This window comes from Corynebacterium sp., assembly GCF_030538285.1.
Taxonomy (GTDB): Bacteria; Actinomycetota; Actinomycetes; order Mycobacteriales; family Mycobacteriaceae; genus Corynebacterium.
In genome coordinates this window covers 64,994-78,811 of the sequence record NZ_JAUNUG010000002.1, presented here as the reverse complement: position 1 = coordinate 78,811, position 13,818 = coordinate 64,994, and the positions used below count along the sequence as shown (strand labels likewise).

15 protein-coding genes are annotated in these 13,818 nt (G+C 66.9%); 9 read left to right on the top strand and 6 right to left on the bottom strand.

Features of this window, described 5'->3' with window-relative positions:
• The first annotated feature begins 2 nt into the window (after positions 1-2).
• Positions 3-1,346, top strand: a complete 1,344-nt coding sequence (locus tag Q4G50_RS01305; protein WP_303375887.1) for a DUF4185 domain-containing protein — start codon at positions 3-5, stop codon at positions 1,344-1,346.
• A gap of 204 nt (positions 1,347-1,550) precedes the next feature.
• Here Q4G50_RS01305 and Q4G50_RS01300 read toward each other — a convergent pair whose 3' ends face one another.
• Complete coding sequence (locus Q4G50_RS01300) at positions 1,551-2,039, bottom strand: alpha/beta fold hydrolase (protein ID WP_303375826.1); 489 nt, start codon at positions 2,037-2,039, stop codon at positions 1,551-1,553.
• Between the two features lie 28 nt (positions 2,040-2,067).
• On the bottom strand, positions 2,068-4,443 hold the full coding sequence (locus Q4G50_RS01295) for an ATP-dependent DNA ligase (protein ID WP_303375825.1): 2,376 nt from the start codon (positions 4,441-4,443) through the stop codon (positions 2,068-2,070).
• Positions 4,444-4,474: 31 nt separating this feature from the next.
• Here Q4G50_RS01295 and Q4G50_RS01290 point away from each other — a divergent pair, with 31 nt between their 5' ends.
• The gene (locus Q4G50_RS01290; RefSeq protein ID WP_303375824.1) at positions 4,475-5,302 is read left to right on the top strand and encodes a Ku protein; all 828 of its coding nucleotides are present in this window, start codon (positions 4,475-4,477) and stop codon (positions 5,300-5,302) included.
• A gap of 15 nt (positions 5,303-5,317) precedes the next feature.
• Here the strand turns inward: Q4G50_RS01290 and Q4G50_RS01285 are convergent, their stop codons facing one another.
• A complete protein-coding gene (locus Q4G50_RS01285; protein ID WP_303375823.1) occupies positions 5,318-6,049 on the bottom strand; it encodes an SCO1664 family protein in 732 nt (243 codons plus the stop codon).
• Complete coding sequence (locus tag Q4G50_RS01280; RefSeq protein WP_303375822.1) at positions 6,042-6,689, bottom strand: histidine phosphatase family protein; 648 nt, start codon at positions 6,687-6,689, stop codon at positions 6,042-6,044. The genes Q4G50_RS01285 and Q4G50_RS01280 overlap by 8 nt, the downstream gene beginning before the upstream one ends.
• 74 nt (positions 6,690-6,763) lie before the next feature.
• On the opposite strand from Q4G50_RS01280, the gene Q4G50_RS01275 reads away from it, so the two are divergent.
• The 3 genes from Q4G50_RS01275 to Q4G50_RS01265 are packed head-to-tail and all read left to right on the top strand — an operon-like array spanning position 6,764 to position 10,781.
• Positions 6,764-8,152, top strand: coding sequence for a sigma 54-interacting transcriptional regulator (locus Q4G50_RS01275; RefSeq protein ID WP_303375821.1), 1,389 nt, complete (start codon positions 6,764-6,766; stop codon positions 8,150-8,152).
• An 11-nt stretch (positions 8,153-8,163) separates the two neighbouring features.
• On the top strand, positions 8,164-10,173 hold the full coding sequence (locus Q4G50_RS01270) for a VWA domain-containing protein (RefSeq protein ID WP_303375820.1): 2,010 nt from the start codon (positions 8,164-8,166) through the stop codon (positions 10,171-10,173).
• A 44-nt stretch (positions 10,174-10,217) separates the two neighbouring features.
• Positions 10,218-10,781 carry a hypothetical protein gene (locus Q4G50_RS01265; protein WP_303375819.1) on the top strand — a complete coding sequence of 188 codons (564 nt, stop codon included), beginning with the start codon at positions 10,218-10,220 and terminating at the stop codon, positions 10,779-10,781.
• A 164-nt stretch (positions 10,782-10,945) separates the two neighbouring features.
• Here Q4G50_RS01265 and Q4G50_RS01260 read toward each other — a convergent pair whose 3' ends face one another.
• The gene (locus tag Q4G50_RS01260; RefSeq protein WP_303375818.1) at positions 10,946-11,554 is read right to left on the bottom strand and encodes a hypothetical protein; all 609 of its coding nucleotides are present in this window, start codon (positions 11,552-11,554) and stop codon (positions 10,946-10,948) included.
• Positions 11,555-11,561: 7 nt separating this feature from the next.
• Positions 11,562-11,732 (bottom strand): hypothetical protein, encoded by a 171-nt coding sequence (locus tag Q4G50_RS01255; protein ID WP_303375817.1) that lies wholly within the window; start codon positions 11,730-11,732, stop codon positions 11,562-11,564.
• Between the two features lie 52 nt (positions 11,733-11,784).
• On the opposite strand from Q4G50_RS01255, the gene Q4G50_RS01250 reads away from it, so the two are divergent.
• From Q4G50_RS01250 to Q4G50_RS01235, 4 genes are all read left to right on the top strand, one after another.
• Entirely contained in the window at positions 11,785-12,468 is a 684-nt protein-coding gene (locus tag Q4G50_RS01250; protein ID WP_303375816.1) for a type 1 glutamine amidotransferase domain-containing protein, read from the top strand.
• On the top strand, positions 12,465-12,968 hold the full coding sequence (locus tag Q4G50_RS01245; protein WP_303375815.1) for a DnaB-like helicase N-terminal domain-containing protein: 504 nt from the start codon (positions 12,465-12,467) through the stop codon (positions 12,966-12,968). The genes Q4G50_RS01250 and Q4G50_RS01245 overlap by 4 nt, the downstream gene beginning before the upstream one ends.
• Positions 12,969-13,203: 235 nt before the next feature.
• Positions 13,204-13,353, top strand: a complete 150-nt coding sequence (locus Q4G50_RS01240) for a hypothetical protein (protein WP_303375814.1) — start codon at positions 13,204-13,206, stop codon at positions 13,351-13,353.
• Positions 13,350-13,808: a hypothetical protein gene (locus tag Q4G50_RS01235; RefSeq protein ID WP_303375813.1), complete on the top strand. Its 459-nt coding sequence runs from the start codon at positions 13,350-13,352 to the stop codon at positions 13,806-13,808. Before Q4G50_RS01240 ends, Q4G50_RS01235 begins: the two co-directional genes overlap by 4 nt.
• Positions 13,809-13,818 lie beyond the last annotated feature (10 nt).

The following is a 13,818-nucleotide window of genomic DNA, read 5'->3' as shown; positions in this document are numbered from 1 at the left end:
TGATGCTTGTCATCCGCCGTCGCGCCCACCTGCTGGTATTGTGCCTACACGTGAAGAAAACGGCCACCATCCTCGCCCTGTCCCTCACCCTCAGCGTCGGCGGCGGGGTACTGAGCCCCGCATGGGCGCAGAGCTCCGGCAGCTCCACCTCCGGTAAGCCTCGCCCGCAGCCGAACGATGTGGAATTCGGCGATGACCGCGTGGAAGGCCCCCTGGTGGTCTCCGTCATCGGCGACCTCCTCGGGGTCGGGATCTCCGATGACATCGGCCTGCTCATCGGTGATCTGGGCATCATGACCCAGATCGGCGTGGGTGAGGAGTTCGCCATCATCTTCGGCGATTCCTGGCGCGGCCCCGCCTTCGGGCAGGGCGAGTGGATGAGCCCGGTGGGTGTCGTCGCGGTGAAAAACGCCGACGGCCGCATCGAGATCCTGCGTCCACTCAACAACGGCGACATTGCCCAGCAGCTCATTAACTACTCCCACACCGACGGCATCACCGTCATCCCTTCGGACGCCATCAACATCGGCGGCACCCTCTACATGCAGGGCATGTGGAACCGGGGAATCGGCAATGTCCTGCGCACCCAGATCTGGAAGTCGGAAGACAACGGCGCCACGTGGCAGTCCGTGGGCACCACCCCGGCTTCCCACATGAACGGGCTGGGCAACCTCATCACCTGGGAGCAGGGCCCCGATGGATACGTCTACGTCATGTCCTCGCAGTTCAAGCGCCAGGATAACGTCTTCCTCTCCCGCTTCCTGCCAGCCCAGATCGGCGACCGTAACACCTGGGAGCACTACGACACCCGCACGGGCACCTGGTCGACGAATTTCGCCCGCACCCCGATCCTGGCGCAGAACGTCTCCGCCGGTGAGATGACCCTGCGCTACATCGACGGCCACTGGGTGCTGGCGATGTTCAACGCCGCCACCTACTCGGTGGAGGTGCGCATCACGAAGAACATCACCGATAACTGGAATGCGGTTAAACCAGCCACCGTCATCAAGGGCGGCAACTGGCGGGATGCGCAGGACGCCGACAACTTTGCCCAGGTCTACGGCGCGTACATCGTGCCGGGCTCGACGATCGGCAACATGGATCTGGTGGTCTCCCAGTGGAACACGTCGAACAACCGCCGCTACATGTCGACCCAGTTCAACGTCACGGGGCTGGACAAGTTCTACGGCATTGGTGCCCCGGCTCCGCAGGGTCGCATGGCCCCGCAGACCGTGCCGCAGGTTGGCGACGAGTCCGTCATCAACACCACCGAGGTCCCGCTCACCGCGCAGACCCCGGAGCAGGACTTCGCGGGCACCGAGCTCACGGTCGGGCCGCTGCCGTAGGTCCGCACCGCATACCGCTTATCGACGTCCCCTTCACCCACCAGGTGACAGCGGTGCGGCCCTCGTCGCGGGTACGAGGTGTCCATGGCGCAGATCCACCACCGCACTGCGCCGGCCCCGTGGTTCAGCTGCCTGCTGCATGCCCCGAGTGTGGCCCTGGAACTGCGATTTCGGCACGGGGCGCCCGCGTGAGCACGACCTTTTTCACGGCAAGCTCCCCACGACGTCACGCCCGGTGAACTGGTGGCCCCCGTCGGGCCACAGTCTCGCACGTGATTCGGGGAAACGGGCGGCCAACAGCTCCAGGTGCGCGGGCGGCACGACGTCGTCGTCGGCGCAGTGGTGCAGCTCCAGCTGCAGGTTGGCGGGGAGCCTGGCGGTGTCGGCAAGGGCATAGTCAGCGACGTCCCAACCCCGAGGTCCCCACTCCGGGGCGGCGAGGAGAACCAGTCGGTGGACCGGCAGGCGCCCCTGCGTGGCCATCTTCAGCGCCACCGACCCGCCGAGGGAATGGCCGACGACGAGTGGGGTGCCGGGGCTCAGTGCGTCGGTGATCTGCGCGGACCACCGGGTATAGGACAAGTCCGCGGCGTCGAGCACCGGCGTGTGGACCTGGTATTGGGCACGGAGTGCGTCGACGATCGGCTGGTCATCATCCCACCCGCCGCCGCCGTGCAGAAAGAGCACCGTCATGCCTCCAGCCTAGGCCGGGGCAGAACACCTACACCTCCCAGCGCACCTCGACCGCGTCCTTGTCCTCGCGCCATCCGCGCCACACAGCCTGCCGCACGCGCCCCTCCCGGGTGCGGCCAGCCAGCGACACCTCGCCGACCAGCTTGGGGGTCACCCACCAGGCATCCGACTGGTCAGTCTCCGGTACATCGTCCACGGGTGGGGTCTTGCGTTCAATCCGGCGCAGGAGCGTCTCGATGTCCTTCAGTTGCGCCGCCGTGAACCCGGTGCCCACGCGACCGGCGTAGCGCAGCTCGCCTTCCTCCGGCACCGCCAGCAGCAGGGATCCGATTCCACCGGCCCGACCCCCCTTGCCGTGCCGCGCTCCGATGACCACCACTTCCTGGTGCAGCTGGGTCTTGAGCTTCAGCCATGCCTTACCCCGTTTGCCGGGCAGGTAGGTGGAGTCCGCACGTTTGGCCACCACACCCTCGAGGGCCAGCTCGCGGCTCACCTTCTCCGCCTGCGCGAGGCTGCCCGTGTGAGCGGGAGGGACGGTGACATGCTCCCCCTCGGCGAGGACCTGGCGCAGTAACTCCCGGCGCTGCCGGTACGGAGTCCGCAGCTGCGGACTCGCCTCCGCCGATCCCGGGGCGCCTCGCTGCAGGATGTCGAAGACCATGTAGCGCAGCGTCACGTCCTCGGCGTCCCCTTTGGCGGCTGCCTGCAGGAGCCCGAAATCAGGTCGGCCACGGTCATCGAGCGCCACCAGCTCCCCGTCGAGGATCCCGCCGCCCGGCAGCAGCTCCACCAGTTCCGCAGCCTGCGGGAACAGGTCGGTGTAGTCGTGGCCGTTGCGGCTGGCCAACACCACCTGCCCCTGAGCTACGCCGGCGATGATGCGGTAGCCGTCCCACTTCATCTCGTAGTCCCATGTCTCCCCGTCCTGCACGCCGAGGCGCACGTCTGCCGGGGTGCCCGGGGTGGCCAGCATGGGCGACGGTAGATCGGCGACGGTGAAAGAGGTGGGGATAAGGGGGCGTCGAGAAGCATCTGTGGGCTGATCCTTCATGAATTTCAGCAGCCAGTGCTTCTCCTCCCCCATGCCCGGCGCGTGGACGAGCGCGAAGCGGCGGGCCACGCCACCGAGGCCACCCTCAGGCTGGCCGTGAAGCACGGCGATGACCTCCTTGCCCTCGCGCCATTTCTCGATCTCGCAGATACCGGAATCCCAGATGGTGACCTCGCCAGCGCCGTACTCACCCTTCGCGATGGTCCCCTCGAAAGCGGCGTACTCAAGCGGATGGTCCTCGGTTTGCACGGCGAGGCGGTTGAGTTCGGGGTCGAGCGGCGGGCCTTTCGGTACCGCCCAGGAGACGAGCACGCCGTCGTGCTCGAGGCGAAAATCCCAGTGCAGGCGGCGGGCATGGTGTTCCTGGATGACGAAGATCGGCTGTTCATTGCTTATCTGCGACCGCCCCGCAGGCACCGGCTCCGCCGTCTTCGAGGGATCACGCATGGACCGATAGGTCTCCAGGCGGTCGGGGGCCTGTGCGCGCAGCGGCTCGAGCGGATCGAGGCCCGCGGCCACGCGTTCTAAGACCTCCTCATACTCGAGCTGCCGCAGATGCGGATCCTCCAGTTCCTCCCAGGTCCGCGGCGCGGCGACGGTCGGGCGAGAGCGACCACGCAGCGAGTAGGGACTCACAGTGGTCTTGGAGGAGTTGTTCTGCGACCAGTCGATAAAGACTTTCCCGGTCCGCGCGGACTTCTTCATCGTGGAGACGACTTCCTTCGGGTGGTCGGCCTCCAGTGCCCGCGCAAGTTCGCGGGCGACCTGGGAGATGGTCTTAGAGTTGTGGCTCCCGTCGAGCGCGGCGTAAAGGTGGATGCCCTTCGAGCCGGAGGTCACGGGGTAGGCGGGCATGCCCATGTCGTCGAGGATCTCGCGGCACCACCGCGCTACCTCCGCGCACTCGGGCAGGCCGACACCGGGGCCCGGGTCGAGGTCGAGGACCAGACGGTCGGGGTTGCGGGGCTGGCCGTTGAGACCGAAACGCCACTGGGGGGTGTGCAGTTCCAATGCCGCGACCTGCGCGAACCAGGCGAGAACGGCCTCGTCCTCGGCCAACGGGTAGTAGTTGGTCGTGGTTCTATGGGCGATCTTCCCCGTGGGGATCCAGTCGGGGGCGGAGTCCTCGAGGTTCTTGGTGAAGAAGGGCTCCCCGGCTGACACACCATCGACCCAGCGCTTCCGGGTGACCGGGCGGCGGGACATCTGCGGGAGGATGACCTCGGCCACGGCCAGGTAGTAGTGCATGACATCGGCTTTGGTTGTGCCCGTCTCCGGGTAGAGCACCTTGTCCAGGTTGCTCACCGAAAGCATGCGCCCGGCGACCTGGAACTGCTTTCTGCTGCCCGCCATGACTCCTCCTGACGTGTATAAGCTTCATGTTATGCGCGCAGTATGGACCGGAGCCATCACGTTCGGACTCGTCAACGTCCCCGTCAAGGCCTACGGGGCGGTGGAGGACCATGACATCTCCTTCCACCAAGTCCACGACAAGGACGGTGGCCGGATCCGCTATGAGCGCCGCTGCGAGGTCTGTGGCGAAAAGGTCGAGTACAAGAACATCGACAAGGCCTATGAGGAGGACGGCGACACCGTCATCATGACGGACGAGGACTTCGATCTGCTCCCTGAGGCGGAGAACAACGAAATCGAGGTCGTCCAGTTCGTCCCCTCCGAGCAGGTGGACCCGATCATGCTCGAGCGCAGCTACTACCTGGAGCCGGAGGGCAAGACCCCGAAGTCCTACCTGCTGCTGCGGCAGACGCTCGAGGCGACGGACCGCACCGCGATCGTCACATTCGCCCTGCGCCAGAAGACCCGCCTGGGCGCCCTGCGGGTGCGCGGCAAGGTGCTCGTCCTGCAGGGTCTTTTGTGGGCCGATGAGGTCCGCGAGGTCGATTTCAAGGGCACGAAATCACGGGCGAAGATCTCCGACAAGGAACTGGAGCTTTCCGCCGCGCTCGTCGAGCAGTACGCCTCCGACTTCACACCGGAGAAGTTCGAGGACGAGTACCAGGTCGAGCTGCGCAAGCTTATCGACGCCAAACTCAAAGCCGGCGACACCCTCGACACGGAGGCCACCTTCGGTGAACAACCGGAGGACGATGACTCCGACGATGCTGACGTGGTCGACCTCATGGAGGCGCTGAAGACATCGTTGGACAAAAAGCGTGGCGGGAAGAAGTCTGCCAAGAAGTCGAAGAGCGCCTGATCCCGACCTGTCGTCCTACACCAGTGGCCAGGGATACTGGCGGTGGGTGCGCGGGTGGGGCAGGGTGGGCAGACGCACGATCCGGGAGGCCCGGCGCTGCAGGGCCTCGACCTCCGCGGGGTGAAGGAGGGCGGCGACGTCGTCGGGAATCTTATGGATGAGCGGTTCGACGGCGGCGCACAGGTCCGCCGGAATCTCCTCGCCGGCGAAATCCCAGATGACCGTCCGCAGTTTCGGCTGTGGGTGGAAGCACAGTCCGTGGTCGATCCCCCACACCTGCTCCTCAGAGTCGAGCAGGACGTGTCCGGCCTTGCGGTCAGTATTGTTGGTGAGCAGATCGAAGACGGCCAGGCGCTGCAGCTGCCCGTGCAGGTCGACCCTGGTCTCCAGCAGATCGAAGTAGTGGGAACCGTCGTGGTCGATGAACCACTGCAGGGATCCGACCCCGAAGCGGACATCCTCCCGGATCACCGTCGGCGGGACGATATGCCACCCCAGGTACTCGCTGAGCAGGAAGGCGGCCCGTTCCCGCACGTGCAACCCGGGCGGGAAATCCATCAGCGGCACCTCACCGACCACCGGTTTGTACACTCCCCAGCCGTAGTCGTCCCCACTCGCCAGGTCGAGGACGAACCCGATGTTGCTCGATTCCACCAGTTGCGCAACCACACCCGTGTCACCCTCACGGAGCAGTTCGAGTTCCCTGGTGAAAGGTGGCACCGGCGGCGCGGAGGCCGGTTCAGTCACGGCCACCCACCTCCCCGGTGAGGATGACCGGCCCGGAGGTGGTGTTGGTCATCAGCATCGATGTCGTCCCATCGGCTGCAAACTTCGCCACCGAGACAGAGGCCGGATCGATGGTGACGGCCTGGAAGGTGTCCAACCCGGCCCCGTTGACCACCGTGACCGCCGCCTTGATCGGATCGGCGTGGCCCACGCACACCACCGTCTCACCTTTGTGCCGGGCGGCGATGCGTCGCAAAGCACCGGCCATCCGGTCGCGCATATCGAGGAAGCTCTCCCCACCCGGGAAGCGGAACTGCGACGGGGTCTTCTGCACCGTCGTCCATTCCGGCAGCCGGGCCAGGTCACTGAGTCGGGCCCCGGTCCAGTCCCCGAAATCACACTCGTTGAGGTCCTCGCAGATGACCGGGGTCAACCCGAAGTTCTCGGCGGTGGGGGCGGCGGTTTCCCGGGCGCGTTCCATGGGCGAGGAGTAGAGCGCGGTGACCGGCACGTCCGACAGCCGGGCGGCCACCTGCCGGGCCTGTAAGATCCCCGCCTCCGACAGGTGCAGGCCCGGGGCACGTCCGGGCAGCACCTGGCCGGTGGTCGGCGTGACGCCGTGGCGCACCAGGATGATGTGGGCCGGGAGGTTCGTGTCCATCGACCGGAGCCTACCCACCCCGCCGGAAACAGGCATCCTCGACCCGGGATGCGATCCCGCACTAGCCTGGCACTGTGAGCCCAGCACCCACCTTGTCCACGATCGGCGAGCTCCGGGCCGCCGGTCTGCCCTACCGTCCGCTGCGCGAGGAGATCCGCGAGAACCTCCTGGCCCGACTGTCTGCGGGCGATGATCCCTGGCCTGGCCTGCACGGCCTTGAGAACACCGTGATCCCGCAGGTCGAGCGGGCTCTGCTGGCCGGCCACGACATCGTGTTGCTCGGTGAGCGGGGCCAGGGCAAGACCCGCCTGCTACGCGCCCTGACCGGCCTGCTCGACGAGTGGACCCCGGCGGTGGCCGATTCCGAGCTGCGGGAGCACCCGTTGGCCCCCATCACCGACGCGACGCGCCGCCGCATCGCCCAGGAGGGTGACCTACTGCCCATCGTGTGGTTGCACCGCGACGACCGCTATTCCGAGAAACTGGCCACGCCTGACACGTCGGTGGCCGATCTCATCGGTGACGTCGATCCGATGCGGGTGGCGGAGGGGCGTCGTCTCGGTGACCCGGAGACCATCCATTACGGGCTGATCCCGCGGTCCAACCGCGGCATCGTGGCCATCAACGAGCTGCCCGATCTCGCCGAGCGCATCCAGGTCGCCATGCTCAACGTCATGGAGGAACGCGACGTGCAGATCCGCGGTTACCAGCTGCGCCTGCCGTTGGACGTGGTGGTCGTCGCCTCGGCCAACCCGGAGGACTACACCAACCGCGGGCGGATCATCACCCCGCTCAAGGACCGTTTCGGCGCGGAGATCCGCACCCACTACCCCCTGGCGCTGGACGATGAGATCGCGGTGATCACCCAGGAGGCCCACCTCGTCGGGCAGGTGCCCCCGGTCCTGCTGGAGATCCTCGCCCGATACACCCGCGCCCTGCGGGAATCCCCGGCCGTCAATCAGCGGGCCGGGGTATCAGCCCGCTTCGCCATCGCCGGTGCTGAGACCGTCGCGGCCGCCGCCCGCCACCGCGCCGCCCTCCGGGGAGAGGAGCAGGCGGTGGCCCGTCTGGTCGACCTGGAGGCCGCCGTCGATGTCCTCGGCGGAAAGGTCGAGTTCGAGTCCGGGGAGGAGGGCCGCGGATGGGAGGTGCTCGACTACCTGTTGCGTACCTCCACCGCGGAGGCGCTGCGGGCCCGGTTACGCGGCTTGGACTTCTCACCGCTGATCGAGGCACTCGACGGTACGACGACGGTATCCACCGGCGAGCAGGTCACCGCCGCCGAGTTCCTCGCCGGGCTGCCCGAACTGGACGGATCCGACCTCTACGACCGGATAGCCGATGCCCTGGGCGCCACGGACGAGGGGACCCGCGCCAGCGCCATCGAGCTGGCTTTCGAGGCGCTCTACCTGGCCCGCAAGATCGCCAAGGATTCCGGCGAGGGCGAGACCATCTACGGCTGAAGGAGGCCGACATGTCCCCTGATCCCTCGACCTCCGGCCGCCGCCGCTTCCGGTACGGCCGCTATGCGGGCGGGCCGGACCCGCTGGCGCCCCCGGTGGATCTCGGCGAGGCACTCGACGCCATCGCAGACGATGTCATGGTCGGTTACTCCCCCGAGCAGGCGCTGCGCGAGTACCTGCGGCGTGGGGAAGGTGGCCGGCAAGGCTACGATGACCTCGCGCAGCAGGTGGCGCACAAGCGCCGCGACCTGCTGCGTCGCCACAACCTGGGGGCGACGCTGCGCGACGTCGATAAGCTGCTTGCAGACGCCGTCCTCGCGGAACGCAAGCAGCTGGCCCGCGATGTCACCATGGACGACGACGATCGCGCCTTCCGCGAACTGCAGCTGGCGAACCTGCCGACCTCCACCGCGGCGGCCGTCACCGAGCTGTCCGGATACGACTGGCAGTCGACGCAGGCGCGGGAGACGTTCGAGCAGATCCGCGACCTGCTCGGCCGGGAGGTGCTTGACCAGCGTTTCGCCGGGATGAAGCAGGCCCTGGAAGGGGCCACCGACCAGGACCGGGCCGCCGTCAACGAGATGCTCACCGACCTCAACACCCTGCTGGAAAAACACCGCCGCGGGGAGGACACCCCGGATGACTTCGCGGACTTCATGGCCCGCCACGGCCACCACTTCCCGGAGAATCCCACCACCACCGACGAGCTCATCGACGCCCTCGCACGTCGCTCTGCCGCCGCGCAGCGCATGCTCAACTCCCTGACTGATGAACAGCGCCGCGAACTCATGGACCTGTCCGCCCAGGCCTTCGGTTCGCCCGAGTTGATGGAGCAGCTGGGGATGCTCGACGACCACCTCCGCGCCGTGCGTCCCGACCTCGACTGGACCGGGTCGGAGGAGTTCAGCGGCGACGACGGCCTGGGACTCGGGGACGGCACGGGTGCCCTGCAGGACATCGCCGAACTCGATTCCCTCGCCGAACAACTCAGCCAGGGTTACCACGGCGCGCAGTCGACGGATATTGACCTGGCGGCACTGGCCCGGCAGCTCGGAACAGATGCATCGGTGTCCGCGGAGGTCCTCGCGGAGATTGACCGCGCCCTGCGCCGCAGCGGGCTGCTGCGTGCGGGGGCCGACGGCTCGCTGCGCCTGTCCCCGCAGGCCATGCGGCGGCTCGGGAAGGCGCTGCTGCGCGATGCCGCCACCCATCTGTCACCGCGCTCGGGGGCGCGCGATGCCCGGCTTTCCGGCGCCGCAGGGGAGCCGACGGGTGCGTCCCGACCCTACGAGTTCGGCGACACCCAGGCCTGGGACGTCACCCGGACGGTGACCAATGCGCTGCAGCGCACGGCCGCCGAGGGCACCACCGGGCCGGGGGTGCGCATCGAAATGTCCGACGTGGAGGTCATGGACACCGAGGCCCGTACCCGCTCGGCGGTCGCCCTGCTGGTGGACACGTCCTTCTCCATGGCCGCCGAGGGACGCTGGGTGCCCATGAAACGCACCGCCCTGGCGCTCCACCACCTCGTGTCCACCCGATTCCGGGGCGATGAACTCGCCTTGATCACCTTCGGCCGTCTCGCTGCCCGCATGAACATCGATGAGCTCACCGCCCTGCCCCCTGTGCATGAGCAGGGCACCAACCTCCATCACGGGCTCCTGCTGGCCGAACAGTTCTTCGCCCGCCACCCTGGCCTGGACCCGACCCTGCTCATCGTCACCGACGGTGAACCCACCGCCCACCTCGAACCTCACGGTGAGGCGTGGTTCTCCTGGCCCACGGACCCGCAGACCCTGCGTCTGACCGTCACCCAACTCGACCGGATCACCCGGCGCGGGGCACGCACCACCTTCTTCCGGCTGGGCTCCGATCCGGGGTTGAGGTCCTTCCTCGGCCAGTTGGCCGACCGGGTGGGTGGTCGCGTCATCGCGCCCGACCTCGACGACCTGGGGGCGGCGGTAGTTGGTGAGTATCTGCGGTCCCGGCGCCCGGGCAGTGGACGGTCCACCCCGTGGTAATCCGCCCGGCGTGATCTTGGCCCGGACACTATGATGGCCGTCACATGCCTTCGACTCCGGAGTACACCATGTTCCCTGGCACCAGCGCTGTCCCCCGTCCTCTCGTCGCCCTCGCCGTAGCCCTGCCGTTGAGCTTCGGCCTGGTGGCGTGCGGGTCGGACACGACCACCGTCGAAGCCGACCCCATCAGCGTGGAGATCCCCGCCGACTGGGTCGATGTCTCCGGCACCGACCGGGCCGGCTCCTGGGAGTACGCCTACACAGACTCGGAGGAGGATCCGACGGTCTACGTACGGATTTCCGGTGACACCGGGCTGGCGGTCGCCGCCGACACGTCGATGAGCTCGCTGACGGGCAAGGGAATGTTCGGCGCGTACGGCGAAGGTTTCTCCATGGAAAACAACGAGAACTGGGACATCGACCGCGCCGACCGGGCCAATCACGGTGAATTCGTGGCGGAGGATGGGGACGGCAACCCCGTGGAAGGCCACTGGTGGTTGGCGAGCACACGGTCGGTGGGCCACACCTCCGGCGTGGAACTAATCGGCAGGGACCTGGACGATGAACTGGTCCAGCAGATAGCGGATTCCATCGAATACCGACCCTGACCCGGGGCGACCCGCGAAATATCGCGGAGATTGGGAGCGGTTTGGCCATCGCCATCCAGGTCACCGTCGACGGCCAGTCAGAACGAGTGCGGTAGCCACCGTCTGCGCGGCCCATCAGGACACACCGCGATCTCCTATTGGAGGCACTCCACGGAGAAGGTCAATCAGCGGAACTCAAACTGCAGCTGCACGTCGTCGTCGATGGCGTGAATGATCCCGGTGTAGAAGGCCCGTGCCTGGTCTCTCAGCAGATCCCGGTGCCGGTTGATGTGCTCGGTTTTCTGCTGGCCGTTGAGGATGTCGGTGATGATGTCGGCGGTGTCGATCTCCGGGGACACGAAGCTGAGTACCTGACCGTCTTCTAGCACGGTGTCGAACGTCGGGTCGCTGTAGCCGATGAAGCTGAATTCCGGGATGGAGACGCGGAAGCTGCTATCCCCGGTCTCGGTGATCCGGACGTCCCGGCCCTCGATCCCCAGCTTCGCGGTGTAGGTGTACTGGAGGAAATTGGTCCGGGCGGTGCCGGGGACATTCCATCCGAGGGCCGTGGTCCGGGTCTCGGTCTTATGCAGGCCTTGGGTGGCGGTGCTCAAAAGGACGATCTGCTCCTCGCGTTCCACCGCCGTGATGATTTCCGATGTGGTGGATTCGGTGGTGACCTCGACGGGATCGTCGATAAGTGAGGACGCGCTGCCCCACGCGTAGGCGAGCATGCCTACCGCGGCGAAAAGAAGAACCGCGATCACACTGAGAATCCATCGTCCTGCGCGCATGGAAAGACTATATATCGCGGCCCCGCAGAGTCACCCGCACCGCCCCCACGACCGCGGCGACCATGAGGATGAGCCCGATGCCGCCCAACCCCGGGGAGTCATCGAGCTCACCGAGATAGAGCAGAACAGCACCGAGGAGTACGGCTGCGAGCGCCAGGAGATGGGGCAGGATCTTCATGCGCTTGACGATACTCCTCGCATGCCCCCACCGACGTGTGGACAATGGACCCATGACAAAGATCCTGCACGTGGTCACCAACGCCGCCCACTTCGACGACCCCTCCGAGGCCACCGGGCTGTGGCTGTCAGAACTCACCCACGCCTGGGAAATCTTCGCCGAGCGGGGTTTCGAGCAGCAGATCATCAGCCCCGCTGGCGGCTATGTCCCCCTCGACGACCGTTCCCTGTCGTTTCCCGCCAAGGAGTCCACCGCCGAGGCGTGGCTGAATGATCCGGAGAAGATGGCCCTGCTCGGCAACACCACCGCCGCCTCCGAGGTCGATGCCGCCGGTTACGACGCCATCTGGTTCGCGGGCGGTCACGGCGCGATGTACGACTTCCCCGACAACCCCGACCTGCAGCGCCTCGCCCGCGACATCCTCGAGGCCGGCGGCATCGTCTCCGCCGTGTGTCACGGCTACTGCGGTCTGCTCAATGTCCGTCTGTCCGACGGTTCCCTGCTTTTCGACGCCCGCGAGATCACCGGATTCACATGGGCGGAGGAGAAGCTGGCGCGCGTGGATAAGCTGGTCCCCTACAACGTGGAGGAGGAGGCGAAGCAGCGCGGCGCCCGTTACCGAAAAGCGACGCTGCCGTTCGTGTCCCACGCAGTGCGCGACGGCAACCTCATCACCGGCCAGAATCCGGCCTCGGCGAAGGCCACCGCGGAGCTGGTGGCGGACGCCCTCGCATGATCGACGAGGAGGAGATCGTCGACTCCCCGCAGCTCGACCCGGAGGCGCTGCTGTTGTGCGGGTTGATGTGGGCGGGCCGGGAGCACCCGGCGAGTGACGAGGTGTGCCAGATCCTGCAGCCCGGTGATTTCCACGACCCGCACTACGGTCACCTCTTCGGCCTCATTGCTTCTCGACGCCACGCCAGCAAACCCGTCGACCCCGCCAGCCTCAGCTCCGCCCTGTCCGAGATGGGTGAGAAGGCACCGTTGCCCCGCCACACCGCCAAGCGCCTGCTCCTCGAGCTGACCACGTTGAGCGTCGTCCCCGAGCTGGTCACCGACTACGCGGACCAGGTGCTCGGCATCTCCTACCGCCGCCAGTACCTGGCCATGGGAGCCGCGCTGGTCCACGCCGGTGAAACCCGGCCGGAGTCGGAACTGTTCCCCACCATGGTCGAGCACGGCCGGATGCAGCGGGCAGCGTGGGAGCGGCGGCAGGCCTTAAGGGAGCGGGAGTAGCTGTTCAACGTCATCTTCCTGGCCGTATCGGTCCTGTTGAGCGTGGCCGGGTTCTACCTCTTTCACAGTGCCTGCCGGCAGTGGGCCTTCCTGCGGGACCTCACCCAGCGCGGCGAACTCGTTCGCGGGATAGTGGTGTCCTCAAGGATCCAGACGTGAGGGAACTCCCGGGGAAGAGACGTCCGCACCCTCATCGAAGTCATCGAGTTCCGCACGCTCACCGGGCAGCAGGTCCGTGGCCAACCCCCTTCGATTCGTGGCTCCGCAGGAAGGGACGGAACCTTCGCATCGCCCCGCCCTCATCTCCGCGGTGGCCGGCATCGTCTTCGTTGGAATCGGTGCGGCACTGCTGGTGGCCGGTTCTTCGCTACCGTCGATACCATGACGCGTTTCCTCCTCGCCTCCGCAGTGCTCGCGCTGGCCACCGCCTCCCTGGTCGCCTGCATCGATGACCCCGAGCCCTCCACCCCGGCCACCACGGAACAGACGGTGACAGAAACTCCCGCCGAGTCCGCAGCTGCGGACTCCCAGGAGTACCCCGAGATCCTTGAAGCAAAGGTCACGCCGGCCGGGGATGAGTTCCGGGTGGTCGTCACCGTCTCTTCCCCCTATGACACCCCGGAGCGCTACGCCGACGGTTGGCGCGTGCTTACCCCGGACGGGGACGTGCTGGCCGAGCACGTCCTGCACCACGACCACCAGAATCAGCAGCCTTTCACCCGCTCCCGCGGTCCCTTCGCCATCCCCGAGGACGTGGACGAGGTGGTGATCGAGGGACGCGACCAGCTCAACGGTTACGGCGGTGGAACCGTGACCGTGCCGGTGCCTCGACAGGACTGAAGTTCCGGGT